The organism is Clostridium vincentii, assembly GCF_002995745.1.
GTDB classification, from domain to species: Bacteria; Bacillota; Clostridia; order Clostridiales; family Clostridiaceae; genus Clostridium; species Clostridium vincentii.
Genome location: NZ_PVXQ01000010.1, coordinates 19989 through 36795 on the forward strand (window position 1 = coordinate 19989; position 16807 = coordinate 36795).

A 16807-nucleotide genomic window follows, 5' to 3' on the forward strand; every position below is an offset into this window, starting at 1 on the left:
TTTCTCTCTATATAATATTGACTTATTTGTTAAAAAATTCTATTATTACATTATAACAATTTTTGGAAAGGAGTTAATAAATGGATTTATTTTTTATTCTCTTTCTAATCATTCTAGCAATAGTAGGAATAGTTCTCGAGGAAATAATTTTGCTTTATGAAAACAAAGATTCTAAAGCGCCTGGTATGCTTATTGAAGCTTCTAATGGTTCTCTCCATATTTTCTCTAAGGGTATTGGCAAAACTACCCTTGTTTTTACTTCTGGAACTGGTTGTGCTAGTCCTTATTATGATTTTTATAACTTACAGGAGAGCGTTTCCAAATTTACTAAAACAGCTTTATATGAACGTTATGGTTATGGATATAGTAATGATCTATCTCATGGTATACCGCTTGACAGCTTAGTTGATGATATAAGGTTTGCATTAAAAAAAAGTGGACATACTCCCCCTTATATTTTCTTAGCTCATTCCATGGCAAGCATAGAAGTTTTACGTTACACACAAATGTATCCAAATGAAGTTATGGGAATCATCTTAGAGGAGGGAGTAAACCCTGAAATAAAGGATACTATACCCTTACCAAATATACTAACTCTTCGCTCTATGCAATTTCTAAAATTCATTGGACTACTTAGATTAGCATTTAAAATTCCTTTTTTTAAGAATCAAGTTATTACAGCAGCCTCTTCAAAAGAAATTATTAAGATTAAAACTAGACTCACTATAAAAAACTTTTGGAATGAAAATATGGTTTATGAGATGAAAAATTTCAAACGTAATTGCTCTACAGTTTTAAGCCATGGAACTAACTTCAAAAATTTGCCTATTCAAATTCTTACAGCTGAGAATAGAAGAGCTTATTCAGATCCAGTAAATAAGATTTGGCTTCAGTCTCAAAAGAATATGCGTAACTTTTCTACTAATACAGATCAAATAATTGTAGAAGGATCCGATCATTTTATCCATGATGATAATAATGATATTATTATCTCTGCGATAAAGTCTATCCTAAAGAACAAATTGACTGCACCACACTACCTTGAGAAGAGTTGAGAGTTGACGCCTGAAAAGCGCCCCTTTGGGGAATTGATAATTGACAGTTGACACCCGAAGGGTGCACCTTACGGTGAGTTGAAAGTTATGGATAAAATAAAATCCTTAAAGGATTTTTTAAAATTACTCAAGAAAATCTGAAGGACACGAATCAAAGATTCGTGTCTTTCAACTCCCAACTCTCAATTCTCAATTCTCAACTTTCAACTAAACCTATTTGTATTGCCACTTTTCTATAAAAAAAATAAGGATAGAGCAATTATGCTCTATCCTTATTTATATATATGTTTTATTTGAAATATCTAGTTAATAATCCAGCGAAAGCTTTTCCGTGTCTAGCTTCATCTTTACACATTTCATGTACTGTATCATGAATTGCGTCTAAGTTTAATTGTTTTGCAAGTGTAGCTAAATCCTTCTTACCTTGGCAAGCTCCATGTTCAGCAGCAACTCTCTTTTCTAAGTTTGTCTTAGTATCACCATCTACAACTTCACCTAATAACTCAGCGAATTTAGATGCATGATCTGCTTCTTCAAAAGCTATTCTCTTATAAGCTTCAGCAACTTCTGGGAAACCTTCTCTATCAGCTTGTCTTGACATAGCTAAATACATTCCAACTTCAGTACATTCTCCAGTAAAGTTAGCTCTTAATCCTTCTAAAATTCTTTGGTCAACACCTTTGGCAGTTCCAACATGATGTTCATCTGCAAAAATCATTTCTCCAGATTGTTCCATAAACTTATCTGATCCAACACCACATACTGGACATTTCTCTGGTGCCTCTGTTCCCTCGTGAATATAACCACATACTGTACATACAAATTTCTTCATAATTAATAATCCTCCCCATAATTCATAACTTTTTTATTGACTTCTATAATTTCATCTTTTTTTGAGTGTTACGTTTTTAGTACTACGTTTTTAGTACTACGTTTTTCACTACAATATTTATTATATAATAATTATTATTAATTGTAAAGGTCTTTTAGAAGATTAATTGATTTATTTACGCCTTTAAATAACAATCTATGAAATTCTTTATCTAAGTCATAAAATTCTACTTCCTTATTTTTCTTACAACTATAACTATGTAGCCTATTCTATAATACAGGGTAACCTGATTGACTTTAGGCCCTTATAAATATATAATTATTTATATTATTAATAACTATATATTTTGGCGTTGATATAGTTTTCAGTGAGGATATTACTATCCTAATAAGAGTGATATCACGGAAAAACATACCTTCGTCTCTTGATTTTTTAGAGATGAGGGTTTTTACTTTTTACAAACAATTTTAAGGAGGATTTTTTAACATGGGAAACTACGGAACTGCTGTTGATAAAAAGTGGCAAGAATTATGGGAGAAGAATGGTCTTTATAAATTCGATCCTAAAAATTTAGATAAGAAACTTTATACTCTTGAAATGTTCTCATACCCATCAGGAAGTCAGCTTCATGCTGGACACTGGTTTAACTATGGACCAGTTGACTCTTGGGCTAGAATGAAAAAGATGGAGGGATATAATATATTCCAACCAATGGGCTTCGATGCTTTTGGATTACCTGCAGAAAACTACGCTATAAAAACAGGCGTACATCCAAAAGACTCTACATATAAGAATATAGAAACTATGGAAAAACAACTAAGAGCTATGGGTGCTATGTTCAATTGGGAAAATGAAGTTGTAACTTCAGACCCTAACTACTATAAATGGACTCAATGGTTATTCTTAAAACTTTTTGAGAAAGGTTTAGCCTATAGAAAGAAAGCACCAGTAAATTGGTGTCCATCATGTAATACAGTTCTTGCAAATGAGCAAGTTCTAGACGGAGTCTGTGAGAGATGTTCAACTGAAGTTACTAAAAAAGAACTTACTCAATGGTTCTTTAAAATAACTGATTATGCAGATGAATTACTTGATAAATTAGATACTTTAGATTGGCCAGAAAAGACAGTAGCTATGCAAAAGCATTGGATAGGTAAATCTACTGGAGTACAACTTACATTTAAAGTTAAAGATTCCGACCTAAGTTTTGATGTATTTACTACAAGAGTTGATACCTTAAATGGTGTTACCTATGTAGTTCTAGCTCCTGAAAACAAGCTAGTTGATAAATTCACCACTGATGAAAACAGATCAGCTATTGAAGAATATAAAGAGATTTCAGCTAAACAATCTGAAATAGAAAGACAATCTATATCTAAGGAAAAGACAGGGGTATTTACCGGTTCTTATGCTGTAAATCCTATTAATGGCCGAGTAGTTCCAATATGGATTTCAGACTATGTACTTGCAACTTATGGTACTGGTGCTGTTATGGCAGTTCCTGCTCATGACGAAAGAGACTTCGCATTTGCTAAAAAGTTTAACCTTCCAATAGATCAGGTTATAACAAATAAAAAGGGCCACGAAGTTGAACTTCCTTACTGCGAATATGGAATGATGATTAATTCTGGAGAATTTGATGGCTTAACTACAGAAGAAGGTAAAATTAAAGTTGTTGAAAAGTTAGCTGAAAATGATTTAGGATCTGAAAAAGTAAATTATAGATTAAGAGACTGGTTAGTTTCAAGACAAAGATACTGGGGTGCACCAATTCCAATAGTTTATTGTGATAAATGTGGAATTGTACCAGTACCAGAAAAGGATCTTCCAGTTAAACTTCCCTATGATGTTGAATTTGCACCAGATGGTAAATCTCCTCTTGCTAAAAGTGAATATTTCGTAAATACGACTTGTCCTAAATGTGGATGTCCAGCAAAAAGGGAAGTTGATACTTTAGATACCTTTGTATGTTCATCATGGTATTACTTAAGATACCCTGATAACAAAAATACTGAAAAACCTTTTGATACTGAACTAATAAATAAAATGCTTCCAGTTGATAAATATGTTGGAGGTCCTGAGCATGCTTGTATGCATCTTCTTTATGCAAGATTTGTCACTAAAGCATTAAGAGACATGGGATATTTGAACTTTGATGAACCCTTTAAATCTCTAACTCACCAAGGTCTTATTCTAGGGCCAGATGGCTTAAAAATGAGTAAATCTAAAGGGAATACAATATCACCTGATTCTTATATAAATCAATATGGTGCAGATGTATTTAGAATGTACTTAATGTTTGGGTTCTCATATACTGAAGGTGGAGCTTGGAGTGATGACGGAGTTAAATCTGTGTCAAGATTTGTAGATAGAATTGAACGCGCTCTTGAAATGGCAAATGCGGCAATTAAAGAAGGTAAAAACAATAAATCTACTTTAGATAATGAAGAACAAGAATTAAACTTCTGGAGACACACTGCTATTAAGGGTGTTACTGAAGATGGAGATAAGATGCAATTTAACACTGCCATTGCTAGAATGATGGAATTTGTTAATGCACTAACTAAATATATGCAAGAAGATGGTAAAAACCTAGACTTCTTAAAAGAAGTAGTTCTTGACTTTGTAAGATTACTTGCACCATTTGCTCCTCACTTTTGTGAAGAAGAATGGAATGCTATTGGTAACAACACCTCAGTATTTAATGAAAAATGGCCAATATTTGATCCTACTGCTTTAATTAAAGATGAAGTAGAAATAGCTATTCAAGTTAATGGTAAGATTAAGAATAGAATTAATGTTTCATCTAACTTATCTGAAGAGGCTATAAAAGCTGCTGCTTTAGCAGACATAACAATTAAAGCTAGTACTGAAGGTAAAAATATAGTTAAGGTTATAGTAATTAAAGGACGTCTTGTTAATATAGTTGCTAAATAAATTTTTATACACAAAGAAAATCTCCAGAAATAAACATATTTCTGGAGATTTTTTTATTTACAATAAATTACTCTTCTTCTTCATTTTCATTAAAAATAACTTTAAAGGCTTCAAGAACCTCACTTACTAATTTTTCATCTAATTTCTTATAGTATTTTATATACCCTGAATCATCTAATCTATTTGATATCCTCTTACTCATATCCATCCACGGTTCCGGAAGATAAACCCAAACTATTTCATCATAACTACAACTTAAAAGAAAATGTTCAAGTCCAAAAAACAAATATTGTTCTATATTATGAATTTTGTTTAATTCAATATAGTCCTCCACTACCTTTAAGCTTAATTTATATTCATATATATCAGAAAAGAATAAGTCAAACTTCTCTCCTTTTACCTTAAAAGCATCTCCATGAATTATTTTTATCTTTTTGTTATTTTGAAAGTTACTATTATATAAATCTATTACATCTTGGCTAATTTCATAGACTATAATTTCTTCAACCTCATCCTTTTTAGAAATTTCCTGAACAATATATCCTAATCCAAGTCCAACAATTCCAACCTTACCCTTGGCAAGCTTTATAAATTCATAACTCCCTTGAATCTCCTTAGGGCATATTCTCATCCAAATTCTCTCTTCACCTACTAGTTCAGGAATTTCAGTGTTTACTTCCCCTTCTCTCTCATAAAGGTACCCATCTATAATTCCCTTTAGTCCATCTCTTTTCATGATTTTATATTTTCCTATTTCATTTACCTGGATTTGTGAACTATATTCTTTTATTTTATCTATAATAAACTTTTCATCATATGGTTTCATATTAAAATCTCCTTGTTTCAATTTAACTTAGCATAGTCCTTTTAATAAGGTATTAATCTATGTTCCATATTATTATACCCATAACAGCACTTCGTGGATAGACCCCTATAAAAACTTCTTGAAAATAAACTAGGGTGTGTTATACTAAATTAAAATAATCTATAAAAAGTAGGTGAGTTAAATGAAAAATGTAACAATGAGTGAAGATGCTTATAATGAATTTAAAGCATTCTTAGATGAAAGTAAAGTTGAAGGTTATAATATAAGAATTAACTTTGCTGGACAGTCTTGCAGCGGTCCTGCTTTCAACATTTCTGTAAGTGAAGTCAAGGAAGATGATGTAACTGAAGTAATTAATGATATTACTTTTATAATTGAAAAAAATCTAATTGATCAATTCGGTGGATTCTTAGTTCTTTCTGAGCAAGAGAATGAAGGAAAAGGTCTTTCATTGAAACCTTTAATCGAAACTGAAAGTAGTTGTGGTTCTTGTGGCGGTGGCTGTCACTAAAACACTAAAAAAAGAGATGCTTATTGCATCTCTTTTTTATGTTAAACTTTAAACTCCACATTTATATATTTCTCGTTAATTTCATTTATTCCTTCAAGTATATCAACCCAATAAAACCTTTTAATTATTTTGTCCTTTTTATCCTCGTCTACAGCTCCATTTAACTCATTACTATAAAACTCTTTATAATAAGTATCTATTTCAATAGAAAGATTCTTCATTTGCTTAAATCTCTCCATTGCTTCAGGATTAATCTCTAACTTATTTGTCTTAGTTTCCATTTCTAAATACAATATTGCCTTTAAATATTCCTGTATCCTATAATTTACATCATTTAATAGAGTTTCATTAGTTTCTATCTTTTTAAACGAAAATCCTCTTTTCTCTTCTTTTTCATAAAAGGAATACTCATTCCATAAATCAATATAACTATCAGCTATAATATTATAATTTTCATATAACTTTATTGCATCCTTATTACTAATAGTTCCGACTTCAATAGTTGAATTTAATAATTCTATATTACTCTCATTTCTACTTCTTATATCCTCTATATTATTATAAGATTTTACCCCTACTTTATATTTATATTTTATATTATCTATAGATGTAATTATATTAAATATTAGACTTATAAATAGTATTATCAGCATTACTAAAGAATATGTTTTATGTTTTAATTGCATATATATCTCCCCCAGATACCAATATATCATAACCAGATTCGCATTTCTACAAAAATCGACATCTATAGCTTATCTTGCCCAATCATGAATTACCTCTCTAATCATATTTAAAGCTGCACTTTTACCTTCTCCAACTGGAGAGCTGCTCTTAATTCTTCTTATTTTACCAAATGGTCCCTTTAAAGATAATTTATTATCTCCCATGAGAACCCATAGAACTTCCCTAGAGACTACCCTGCATGTTAATTCATCTTCTCCTACTCCGTCAGTAAAATAAATTAATATATTATCTCTTAAATTTTTTTCTTTAAGAAATTCAAAAACTGGTGAAAAAGCTGTAGATCCATTATTAGTTACTCTTTTTTTAATATCCTTTGGTGATCTAAGAGGATAAATTCTTTTTATTTCACTATCACATTCTATGACTGTAATCTTGCCATTATTATTTTTAGTTATAGCTAATAATTCTATCATTATCTTTTTTATATCATCATCAGTCATACTTGCACTAATATCTATAGCTACTATTATTTCAGGTATAGCATTAGGTAGCTTTCCTCTTAGATCCACCCTCTCAGGTTGACGTCTATCTCTTCTTGTTATAGTCTTTTTATGACCCGTCCTAATAGATGGAATCATCCTTTTCAAAAGTTCCTGCCAGGATAATTCCTCACGTCCCTTTAAAGACATAACTATCTTAAGTAAATCCTCTGGAGCATTTGTATCATCACTACCTAAAGCTATCTTCTTAAGATTTCCCTCTATAGTCTTTTCCTCAATATCAATTTCTTCCCAAAGCTTATGAGCTTTATTATTATCAATCTTCTTTACAATATCTGTACTATCATCATCTTGTCCTATCTTTCTATTAGGTCTTGAATTAAAGGCTTTTTGAATGAGCCTAGCATATTCTTCTATAGTCCTATTTGCTTTTAATTCAATATTTAATTCCCGACTAAGTCCATCTATTCCTTTAGCTTCTGTGGGCATATTCTTTATAAATTGATTAACAGATATATCTATAGCTAAAGAAATTGCTTCATTATTATAGCTATTTTTTAATTGATTCACTCTTTTATAATGAGAATACATCATATGGTAGATTTCATGCTTAAAAAGCGCTACCATTTCCTTTTTAGTATTTTGTAAAAACAATATGGGATTGAAATACATTAAGAATCCATTTGCTTTAGGAATTGTTGAAAGAGGCCAAGAGATATCAAGTCGGATATCTCTTTCTATCTTAAGCATAAAACTTCCAAAAAAGCTGTCCTCTCCATCCTCCATATTTATAATTACATCACTAACTAGTTTAAAAAAGTCCCTTTTAAACTCACCTGTTATCTCTTCTTGAAATTCTATATCAAACGCTATTTTAAATAAATATTCTCTTTTATCATTAAACATATTTTTTCACCAAAACCTCTTAAGCATATATTTCAAAAAAACTTTCCAAGAATTCATCACACTCTAAAAGTTCTTCATATACTTTTTTAGAATAATCTTTTTTAATTTCCTTCATAATTCCAAGTCTTAAATCTCTAGGATACAATTTTAAAATTTCAGAAAACATTAGAGTATTTCTCTCCATGGAGTTATTTTCAAGATAATTTAACGAATTTTTTGCTAAAATATATAATCTTGAATGAGATTCATTCAAGATTTCATCTTTAACTTCCCTAGGCAAAATATCATAACTAAATAAGTTATCCACCTTAATCAAAGGTTTTTTTAAATTACATATGTAACTGGTAAAGTCTGTACAAATGCTTTCCCCTACATTACCACGGACTACATTTAAAAATGTATTTAATGAGTATTTTGAATTTGGCATTTTATATAATTTATAAGCCTTTGAAACTCTCTCCCAACTTCTTGGAGTTGCCTTTAAACTTTCTCTAGAATTCGGAGTATTTAAATATTCTGGGAATGCAGATAAAAATTCAATTACATCACTGTGAATATTTCCCTGATCCATTCCCCACTTAATCCATTCTTTAATATCTGAGGCCATCTCCACCCAAACAAATCTATCTTCTTGGGCAGGATCCATATCAACAACCTCATAATCACTATCTTTAAAACTTTCATATTTGTTTGATGGATTCATGGCTGTAATTATCTTAACTTCCTTTGAAAGGTTATAGCCATTTATCTCTCTATTTAAAATAAGATTCATAAGTTCCTGCTGTACCGCATGGTCACATCTATTTAATTCATCTATAAATAATAAAACAGATTTTTTTTCTTTAATTGCATTACTAATCTGAGCTAGCTTATAATGAGTTGCATAAACTGTGTTTCCACCTACTACAGTTGGTAATCCTCCTATTTCCCCCTCCTTAAGAAGGTTTGCATCAATATTAGCTAGAAAATATTTATTTTTCTTCGCTAATGCATTAGCTAAAGCCGTTTTCCCTATCCCACTCTCTCCAATTATAAGAGGTACTTCGCCGGTCTCTATAATCATATTTACAGTATCTAATACTTCTGAAAATTTCATTTTTTCCTCCTATTACTTTGAAAGCTTATAATCTACTAATAGTTTTTTAACCCTTTTGCTTCCATAAAGATTAATAAATTCTATTTTATCCATTTCTAGAATCTCAAGTTCTAAAAAATCTCTCAAGTATACTTCTGTGAATTCATCCTTTTCAAGCTTCTTATTTAATACCTCTAGAACTAATTCAATTTCCATAGAATCATATAAGTACTTAACAACTTTTATGTTATCTTCAATAAAAATTTTCAGATCATCTATATCATAATTAGCTATAAAATGAATTGCTTCTTCATTTTGAATTATTGCGTTTCTTTTTATTTCTAAAGTAGGCTTTTTTATATATTTTATTGCATTCCAGGAACCCCGGACAGCTGCTAATTGCACTTCATTTGATGGAGATTCTATATATTTTATAGAATCAAAATCTCTATTAACTGCTAAAAGGCATAATTCTTCTGTAGGATTTTCAACATATTGTATTGCCCACCCCTTAATATTAATCGCTTCTCTTTGAACCTCATAGGATGGCTTCTTTATAAGCTTTAATGAATTCCAAAGAAGCTTAACAGCTAGTAATCCTAATTCCTCATCTAAATTCATGATAAATTCTATTGCTAAAGGATTGCTTTTTATAGCTTCCCTTTTTAATTCAAAGGATGGATCTACAACAAATTTAATTGCTATACCATTTTTTTTCACAGCCGCACTTATTAGTTCTTGGTTAGGATCTTTTATCCTCTCAAGAACCATAGGATTTTCTCTAACTTGTTTTAAAAGTATTTTATCATCCATAATCTTTCTCCTAAAATTTTATAATTAGTATATCAGATAATAATGTTTATTATCTGATATACTTTGCAAGTAAAAAAAGTGCCCAAGGCACTTTTAATTATCCTTAAACTTTTCAATATCTTTGTTTATGGCAAATAATAAATTATTTAGTTCCCAAACTTCGCCATCTTCAATTAACTTATTTAAGGTTTTTTCGTATCTAGTAGATTCTAGGACTCTATCAATAGTTTTTAAATTTATTATTTTACTCATTATAGTTGAAATAACATCCGATTTAACCTCAAATAATTTCTGTGCATCCTTAATTTCATCCTTTATTTCAAGCATTTCTTCATCTAATTTAAAAGCTGCATCTGCTGCACTCTTTAACTTTACTTTAAGATTATCCGGAATTTTTTGTTTATATTTATAGTTTAAAGAATGCTCAATAGTCGCCCAGAAATTCATTGCAAGAGTTCTTATTTGAAACTCTGCTAATATTTCTACAGGACCACCTGCCATATTCACTTGATACTTTATTATCATATGATAACTTCTGTACCCACTTTTTTTTACACCTTTAACATAATCCTTTTCATAAAGAATTTGCATATCTCGCCTTTTCCTTAAAATTTGTACAACTATATCTATATCATCAACAAATTGACACATGATCCTAATTCCAGCTATATCTTCAAGCTCATAAGCAACCCTAGCTATTGGTATTTCAAATTTATTAGCCTTTTCTAGAATACTGGCTACTTCCTTTACTCTCCCTGTTACAAATTCAACTGGGGAATACTCATTTTTCCTTCTATATTCTGTTCTTATACTCTTCAGTTTAATTTTCAGTTCCTCTACCGCTTGCTCATAGGGCACAAGAAAACTTTTCCAATTATTACTTGCCATAAAAAAAATCACCTCATATTCTCCTACTTATTATTATACCAAAAAGTCAGCTTTATTAAATAAGAAATTATGATATAATTAAATTATAATTAAATTAATCTTGTAAGGGGTAAAAAATGAGCGAAACAGATTTGAAAATACACATATATGATAAAGAAATAATTTGTCCTATATGTAATTCTAAATTTAATGTGAAAATTGTCAAGGTAAACTCTCCGAGAATCACATCAAAAGATTCTGATTTTTTTATAAGATATAGAGTAATAAACCCTTATTTTTACGATGTATGGGTATGTAATAGTTGCGGTTATTCTGCTATAAAGGCAGATTTTCCAAAAATCAAGTCCCATCAGAAAGATATAATACTTAATGAAATAACGCGTAAATGGAGACCTCATAATTTTCCAGAAAACCTAACTGTCCCTGACGCAATTAATAGATATAAACTTGCCTTAGTTAATTCTATGGCTATAAATGCTACAAATAGTTCCATAGCTATGATTTTCTTAAAGCTTGGATGGATGTTTAGACTTAACGAAGATATAGAAAAAGAGAACCTTTTTTTAAATCAATCTCTTCAATACTTCCTTAAATCATTTAGCTTGGAAAATTTTCCAATATACGGTATGCAAAGAGATTCATTCTCTTATTTAATTGGAGATTTATATAGAAGAACTAATAAATCAGAAGAAGCTCTTAGATGGTATTCAACTGTAATAACAACTGTAGGGGCTTCTGTGAAAGTTAAAGAATTAGCTAGAACTGGCAAAGATATTATTAACAAAAAATATTAGAATATTTGTCCTTAGGTATTTTAGTCAAATTGTGAATGTGTTATAATTAGATAAACATAACATATATACGACTAAATACTTGAATTATAATTAATTTAAACATATAAATTTGGAGGTAATGAGATGGGTTTATTTACTAAAAAGAGCATTAAAGAAAATATTGAAACCGAAAGCCTACACCCAGTATATACAAAAAATATACAAGATACACAGGGTTTAAAACTTTCAGACGGAATTATTGATGAAATTAATTCACTACAAACTAATAGTAACAGTATTACTTTATCTATTAATGAAGTTAGTCAATCTGTTAACACATTAAGTAATGCTACAGTTAAGCAAAGCCAAGAGATTGATACTGCCGCTACAATTCTTAAAGATTTTAGTGAAAGTATGGAAAAACTAGCTTATAATGTAACTAATGTTCAGATACAAATGTTTGATACCGATGACTTATCAAATGATGGATTAGCTAAAATAGAGAAACTTGATTCATCTTTAAGTGATTTACAAAGTGCCTTCACAATTTCTAGCTCTACTGTAAACGAATTAGTATCAAAGTTGGAGTCTGTTAATAGTATTACAGATTCTATAAATCAAATTGCTAGCCTCACTAATTTATTATCCTTAAATGCTGCTATTGAAGCTGCACGAGCTGGAGAAGCTGGCAAAGGATTTTCAGTTGTTGCTGGAGAAGTTAGAAAACTAGCAGATAATTCAAAACAAGCAGTTCAAAGTATTGCTAAAATATTAGACGAAATTAAAAAAGATATTATAAATGCATCAAATGCTATGAACAGTGGTACTACAGCAATAAATATTCAACAAGCTACTTTAGCTGAAACAAAAACTAGCTTTATGAGTATAAAAACAGCTATTGATGTGACTACAACAGAGGTAAATGATGCTATTGAAAACCTTGCAATGGCAGCCGCTCAAAAGGATGAAGTTCTTAATGCAGTAGAAACAGCTAATTCAATTTCTCAAGAACATACTGCTTTAGCAGAAGAAATCGCGGCTACAATGGATGTACAAGCTTCAAGTATTGAAGAATTTAATGATACACTTTCTTCTTTAGCCAAAAACCTTTTAAAGTAAATATAAATTTAAAAAAATTAAAAGTGAGTTCCAAAAAATAGTTTTGGAACTCACTTTTTTATTTATTCTATTATAATAGTAGGATCAAAATCCAAAAAGTCAGCAGATGTCATAATATATTCAACCCCATCAACTTTTCCATTTAGCACCCTTTTTAAGGAGGGTCCATGCAAATGTCCATATATTACTTTTTCTACGCCATATTCCTTAATTATCTTTACAAAATCTGATTCCTCAAATCTATCATTAGTAGGCGGATAATGAAGCATAACTATAAACTTTGAAAATCCATTTTTTTTAGCTTCATCTAAAGATAGTCTTAATCTAATAAGCTCTCTTAGATATATTTTCTTATCTTTTTCTGTAAATTTATCGCCTCCAGGACAAGTCCATCCACGGGTCCCACATATAGCATATTCTTTATAGGAATAATAATTATTTTGAAGAAATTTAGTGTTTTCAAACAAAGCATTAAGCTTTGTTATACTACTCCACCAGTAATCATGATTTCCCCTTGATAATATCTTTTTGCCCGGCAGGTCTTCTACCCATTGCAAATCAATACTACTGCTATCAGAGTTCATAGCCCAAGATATATCTCCTGCTATTAGAACTGTATCTTCCTCATTCACTTTTTTCATCCAATTATTTTTTATCTTTTCAGGATGCCCATTCCATTTTTCTCCAAAAATATCCATAGGTTTATCCTCGTTAAATCCCAGATGTAAATCAGAAATTGCATAAAGTGCCATTAATTCTCCTCTTTCAACTTTTTATCTAAGTCTGTAATATAGGCAATAACATGAGCAACTGCTTCATATAGTTCAGATGGTACAGTTTCACCAACATCTACATTAGATAAAAGATCTGCTAGCTCTTTATTATATACTATGGGAACACTATTCTCTTCTGCTTTTTCTATAATTCTATCTGCAATTTGTCCCATACCAGCTGCGGTGACAATAGGTGCAGCAAAACTTTGTTCATATTGTAGAGCTATAGCTTTTCTTCTTTGCGTCATGTTACACCTCCTAATTTACACAGTCTCCTTTAATATTATAACCAATACCCTATTAGGTCAATATTTTTTTGATTACGCTTATACCTTAGTATCTATTGCTCTATCATGGCTTTCCTCAAAAAAACCTCTACAAGTTGTTAAGCTAATTTCTGATATCTTTGGAGTTACCGTTATACTTGTAAAAAAGCCTAAGTTTTTTAACCCTTCTAAAAGTTTTTCCTTGGTCTTATCAATTACCTTAACAAACTCATCATCACATTTTATATTAACATTTAAATTTGTTCCATTCACTTTTAAATATCCATCTACAGTACCTAAATTAATAGTTCTTACCGCTACTATCATCTTTACATTTGTTTTATCTATTTTTTTATTATCTTTTCTACTATCCTTAATAATAAGCTTGCATGGATACTCTTCTCCATTGTTCTTTATAGGAACATCTAAATAATAATACTCATTATTTACTGAATTAAGTAATTTAAAATCACTTATATTTCCCTTAATAAATTGCATTACTTTCTCCATTCCATCTCCCTTTAATTGTGCATGAGCAATAATATCCTTTATTATATCTTTCATATTCTCTATTTTAACTTTTATATCTTCTCTAATTATTTCATTAGAACTTAGATTCAAAATTTCTTTCGTTATACTATTTTTTATTTCATTGTCAGCACCTTTAATATTTAATTCACTTATGATAGACTTTGCATTTTCTTCAAGAATTGAACCTTTAGCCGTCGGTATAGCTGCATCATTTTCTGGCACAATTTCACCTTTCATTTGAAAAGTAATTATATCCTTTATTTTTTGCAACTGTGCTTCTGGTATATCTATTTCTTTTCCTAAAATATTAGAAATTAAAGTTTTTATATCATTATTTGTTATATTCTCTTTGTTTCCAAAGCTAGATCTTACTACATCCATAAGTTCTTTTTCACTTAAGGAATTTAATTTAAGGAACTTATCATTAAACTCGCTAGTTGTAAATTCGTTTTTATTTTGTACTAATACTTCCTTTATAGTTTCCTTAGTGACTTCTACATCCTCGCCTACCATAGATTTTAATAAAGAGAGCATGCTTACCTTCCCCTTATCTGTACTATTAGAATTATATATTTTAGATGCTAAGTCCTTGCTGTCTAAGGAGGCTTTTTCCTCTGAAGACAATATTGCTTTTGGAATAGATTCCTCTTCATTATTTTTAAGTATTGTTTCTAAATCTTTTATATCTAAATTTAGATCTTTAAGAGACTTCGATAGATTATTAATATATTCTTTTACAGTCTCCCCTGATTTTAAAATTTTATCGAAACTACCTATATTTTCTTTACTAATATCAATATCATTTTCTACGAAATTCAATTCCGCATTGGCAATAATACTTTTTATTACATTCCTTCGTGGGTCAACTTCCCCTTCTTTAACTGGTACAGCTTCAGCGGCTATTTGAGACGTAATTGCAGCCTTTATTTTTTGTATCCCCGCATCTGGTATATCTATATTTTTGCCTATAATATTGGATATTAAAGTTTTTATATCCTTATTGGTTATATTAGACTCCTTACCTAAGTTAGTTTTAACTCTATTTATAAGTTCTTTTTCACTTAAGGCACTTAATTTAAGGAACTTATCATTAAACTCGCTGGTTGTAAATTTACTTTTATTTTCTACTAAAACTTCTTTTATAGATTCCTTAGCGACTTCCCCTTCTTTAACAGGTATAACTTCAGCTGCCATTTGAGATGTAATTGCAGCCTTTATTTTTTGTAGACCCGCCTCTGGTATGTCTATCTCTTTGCCTAAAATATTGGATATTAAAGTTTTTATATCCTTATTGGTTATATTAGACTTGTTCCCTAAGTTACTTTTAACTAAATCTATAAGTTCTTTTTCACTTAAGGCACTTAATTTAAGGAATTTATCCTTAAACTCATTGGTTGTAAATTTATTTTTATTTTCTACTAAAACTTCCTTTACAGATTCCTTAACTATATCCCCCGACTCACCTGCCACAGATTTTAATATAGAAAGCAGATTTACCTTCCCTTTTTCTGTGCTATTAGAATCCTGTGTTTTTGCATCTGTTAGATCTATATTCAAGTCCTTCAAAGCTTTAGAAATATTATCAAAATATTCTTTTATAGTCCCTTCTGACTTAAACAACTTATTATAGCTATCTATATTCTCTTTATTTATATCAATATCATTTTCTATAAAAAATAATATATCATCTTTACTAACGGTTTTAAAGCTCTTAAAAAAATCATTTAAGATATCCTTTATTTGTTGTCCTTTAGTACTTCCCTCTTCAATTCCTTTTCCCGATATAAATTTATTAATAAAATTATCTATTTCCGCAGGATTAGAATTTATCTTCTCATTAAAGGCAGTAATGCTTTTTATAAATGTTATATTCTCCTTAGTAAGTGGAATGTTATACTTAACCATGGCTTTGAGAATATCTAAGCTTTCCTTTGTCATACCAGTCTTTTTCATGAAGTCCCCAATTATATTCCCCTCTGAACCTTGATTTGTCTGTTGGTTTGGCATTATTTTAAGTTTAATCTTTCCATCCTCAAAATCTTCTACCTCAAACTTTATAAGACCTTCCTCATTAGGGCTAACTTTTCCTTCAATTTCAGCTGTAAATTGCCATCCATCAGATAATTTGACTACAACTTCATTTCCCTCACCCTTGCTTACAATCCTACCTTTAAATGATTCTCCTACTTCAAACGTTAATTTGCTAGATACCTTTTTATTACTTGCTTCACTGACATTCCCTATATTCCAAATTGCCGGCATAATATCTCTCCCTTAATAAAATTCACTATTATATTTATCGTACATTACTATAG

At 30.1% G+C, this 16807-nt stretch carries 15 protein-coding genes; 5 read left to right on the forward strand and 10 right to left on the reverse strand.

Going from position 1 to position 16807, the window contains the following annotated elements; translation table 11 throughout:
• The first annotated feature begins 80 nt into the window (after positions 1 to 80).
• Entirely contained in the window at positions 81 to 1055 is a 975-nt protein-coding gene (locus CLVI_RS06275; RefSeq protein WP_106059260.1) for an alpha/beta fold hydrolase, read from the forward strand.
• Between the two features lie 289 nt (positions 1056 to 1344).
• On the opposite strand, the gene CLVI_RS06280 is transcribed toward CLVI_RS06275, so the two are convergent.
• Positions 1345 to 1887, reverse strand: coding sequence for an NADH peroxidase (locus CLVI_RS06280; protein ID WP_106059261.1), 543 nt, complete (start codon positions 1885 to 1887; stop codon positions 1345 to 1347).
• A gap of 486 nt (positions 1888 to 2373) precedes the next feature.
• On the opposite strand from CLVI_RS06280, the gene leuS reads away from it, so the two are divergent.
• On the forward strand, positions 2374 to 4824 hold the full coding sequence (gene leuS, locus CLVI_RS06285) for a leucine--tRNA ligase (RefSeq protein ID WP_106059262.1): 2451 nt from the start codon (positions 2374 to 2376) through the stop codon (positions 4822 to 4824).
• 67 nt (positions 4825 to 4891) lie between these two features.
• Here the strand turns inward: leuS and CLVI_RS06290 are convergent, their stop codons facing one another.
• A complete protein-coding gene (locus CLVI_RS06290) occupies positions 4892 to 5650 on the reverse strand; it encodes a polyamine aminopropyltransferase (RefSeq protein WP_106059263.1) in 759 nt (252 codons plus the stop codon).
• A gap of 181 nt (positions 5651 to 5831) precedes the next feature.
• Between CLVI_RS06290 and CLVI_RS06295 the strand changes: the two genes are divergently transcribed.
• The gene (locus tag CLVI_RS06295; RefSeq protein ID WP_106059264.1) at positions 5832 to 6161 is read left to right on the forward strand and encodes a HesB-like protein; all 330 of its coding nucleotides are present in this window, start codon (positions 5832 to 5834) and stop codon (positions 6159 to 6161) included.
• Positions 6162 to 6202: 41 nt separating this feature from the next.
• Here CLVI_RS06295 and CLVI_RS06300 read toward each other — a convergent pair whose 3' ends face one another.
• The 5 genes from CLVI_RS06300 to CLVI_RS06320 form a co-directional block, all read right to left on the reverse strand.
• Positions 6203 to 6847: a hypothetical protein gene (locus CLVI_RS06300; RefSeq protein WP_106059265.1), complete on the reverse strand. Its 645-nt coding sequence runs from the start codon at positions 6845 to 6847 to the stop codon at positions 6203 to 6205.
• Positions 6848 to 6916: 69 nt separating this feature from the next.
• Positions 6917 to 8254, reverse strand: a complete 1338-nt coding sequence (locus tag CLVI_RS06305) for a vWA domain-containing protein (RefSeq protein ID WP_106059266.1) — start codon at positions 8252 to 8254, stop codon at positions 6917 to 6919.
• 19 nt (positions 8255 to 8273) lie between these two features.
• A complete protein-coding gene (locus CLVI_RS06310) occupies positions 8274 to 9350 on the reverse strand; it encodes an ATP-binding protein (protein ID WP_106059267.1) in 1077 nt (358 codons plus the stop codon).
• Between the two features lie 12 nt (positions 9351 to 9362).
• A complete protein-coding gene (locus CLVI_RS06315) occupies positions 9363 to 10142 on the reverse strand; it encodes a hypothetical protein (RefSeq protein ID WP_106059268.1) in 780 nt (259 codons plus the stop codon).
• 93 nt (positions 10143 to 10235) lie between these two features.
• On the reverse strand, positions 10236 to 11030 hold the full coding sequence (locus CLVI_RS06320) for a GTP pyrophosphokinase (RefSeq protein ID WP_106059318.1): 795 nt from the start codon (positions 11028 to 11030) through the stop codon (positions 10236 to 10238).
• Between the two features lie 116 nt (positions 11031 to 11146).
• On the opposite strand from CLVI_RS06320, the gene CLVI_RS06325 reads away from it, so the two are divergent.
• Positions 11147 to 11824, forward strand: a complete 678-nt coding sequence (locus CLVI_RS06325) for a DUF2225 domain-containing protein (protein ID WP_106059269.1) — start codon at positions 11147 to 11149, stop codon at positions 11822 to 11824.
• A gap of 123 nt (positions 11825 to 11947) precedes the next feature.
• Positions 11948 to 12922, forward strand: coding sequence for a methyl-accepting chemotaxis protein (locus CLVI_RS06330; RefSeq protein WP_106059270.1), 975 nt, complete (start codon positions 11948 to 11950; stop codon positions 12920 to 12922).
• Between the two features lie 62 nt (positions 12923 to 12984).
• Here the strand turns inward: CLVI_RS06330 and CLVI_RS06335 are convergent, their stop codons facing one another.
• The 3 genes from CLVI_RS06335 to CLVI_RS06345 form a co-directional block, all read right to left on the reverse strand.
• Positions 12985 to 13674, reverse strand: a complete 690-nt coding sequence (locus CLVI_RS06335) for a metallophosphoesterase (protein ID WP_106059271.1) — start codon at positions 13672 to 13674, stop codon at positions 12985 to 12987.
• Entirely contained in the window at positions 13674 to 13943 is a 270-nt protein-coding gene (locus tag CLVI_RS06340) for an EscU/YscU/HrcU family type III secretion system export apparatus switch protein (protein ID WP_106059272.1), read from the reverse strand. The genes CLVI_RS06335 and CLVI_RS06340 overlap by 1 nt, the downstream gene beginning before the upstream one ends.
• A 78-nt stretch (positions 13944 to 14021) precedes the next feature.
• Positions 14022 to 16754, reverse strand: a complete 2733-nt coding sequence (locus tag CLVI_RS06345; RefSeq protein ID WP_106059273.1) for a hypothetical protein — start codon at positions 16752 to 16754, stop codon at positions 14022 to 14024.
• Between the last annotated feature and the right edge of the window lie 53 nt (positions 16755 to 16807).

What these genes read in the sequence shown, in the direction of transcription:
- CLVI_RS06330 (WP_106059270.1), top strand. Translation starts at nt 11,948, where the DNA reads ATGGGTTTATTTACTAAAAAGAGCATTAAAGAAAATATTGAAACCGAA.
- CLVI_RS06340 (WP_106059272.1), bottom strand. Translation starts at nt 13,943, where the DNA reads ATGACGCAAAGAAGAAAAGCTATAGCTCTACAATATGAACAAAGTTTT.
- CLVI_RS06290 (WP_106059263.1), bottom strand. Translation starts at nt 5,650, where the DNA reads ATGAAACCATATGATGAAAAGTTTATTATAGATAAAATAAAAGAATAT.
- CLVI_RS06335 (WP_106059271.1), bottom strand. Translation starts at nt 13,674, where the DNA reads ATGGCACTTTATGCAATTTCTGATTTACATCTGGGATTTAACGAGGAT.
- CLVI_RS06300 (WP_106059265.1), bottom strand. Translation starts at nt 6,847, where the DNA reads ATGCAATTAAAACATAAAACATATTCTTTAGTAATGCTGATAATACTA.
- CLVI_RS06305 (WP_106059266.1), bottom strand. Translation starts at nt 8,254, where the DNA reads ATGTTTAATGATAAAAGAGAATATTTATTTAAAATAGCGTTTGATATA.
- leuS (WP_106059262.1), top strand. Translation starts at nt 2,374, where the DNA reads ATGGGAAACTACGGAACTGCTGTTGATAAAAAGTGGCAAGAATTATGG.
- CLVI_RS06295 (WP_106059264.1), top strand. Translation starts at nt 5,832, where the DNA reads ATGAAAAATGTAACAATGAGTGAAGATGCTTATAATGAATTTAAAGCA.
- CLVI_RS06275 (WP_106059260.1), top strand. Translation starts at nt 81, where the DNA reads ATGGATTTATTTTTTATTCTCTTTCTAATCATTCTAGCAATAGTAGGA.
- CLVI_RS06310 (WP_106059267.1), bottom strand. Translation starts at nt 9,350, where the DNA reads ATGAAATTTTCAGAAGTATTAGATACTGTAAATATGATTATAGAGACC.
- CLVI_RS06325 (WP_106059269.1), top strand. Translation starts at nt 11,147, where the DNA reads ATGAGCGAAACAGATTTGAAAATACACATATATGATAAAGAAATAATT.
- CLVI_RS06320 (WP_106059318.1), bottom strand. Translation starts at nt 11,030, where the DNA reads ATGGCAAGTAATAATTGGAAAAGTTTTCTTGTGCCCTATGAGCAAGCG.
- CLVI_RS06280 (WP_106059261.1), bottom strand. Translation starts at nt 1,887, where the DNA reads ATGAAGAAATTTGTATGTACAGTATGTGGTTATATTCACGAGGGAACA.
- CLVI_RS06315 (WP_106059268.1), bottom strand. Translation starts at nt 10,142, where the DNA reads ATGGATGATAAAATACTTTTAAAACAAGTTAGAGAAAATCCTATGGTT.
- CLVI_RS06345 (WP_106059273.1), bottom strand. Translation starts at nt 16,754, where the DNA reads ATGCCGGCAATTTGGAATATAGGGAATGTCAGTGAAGCAAGTAATAAA.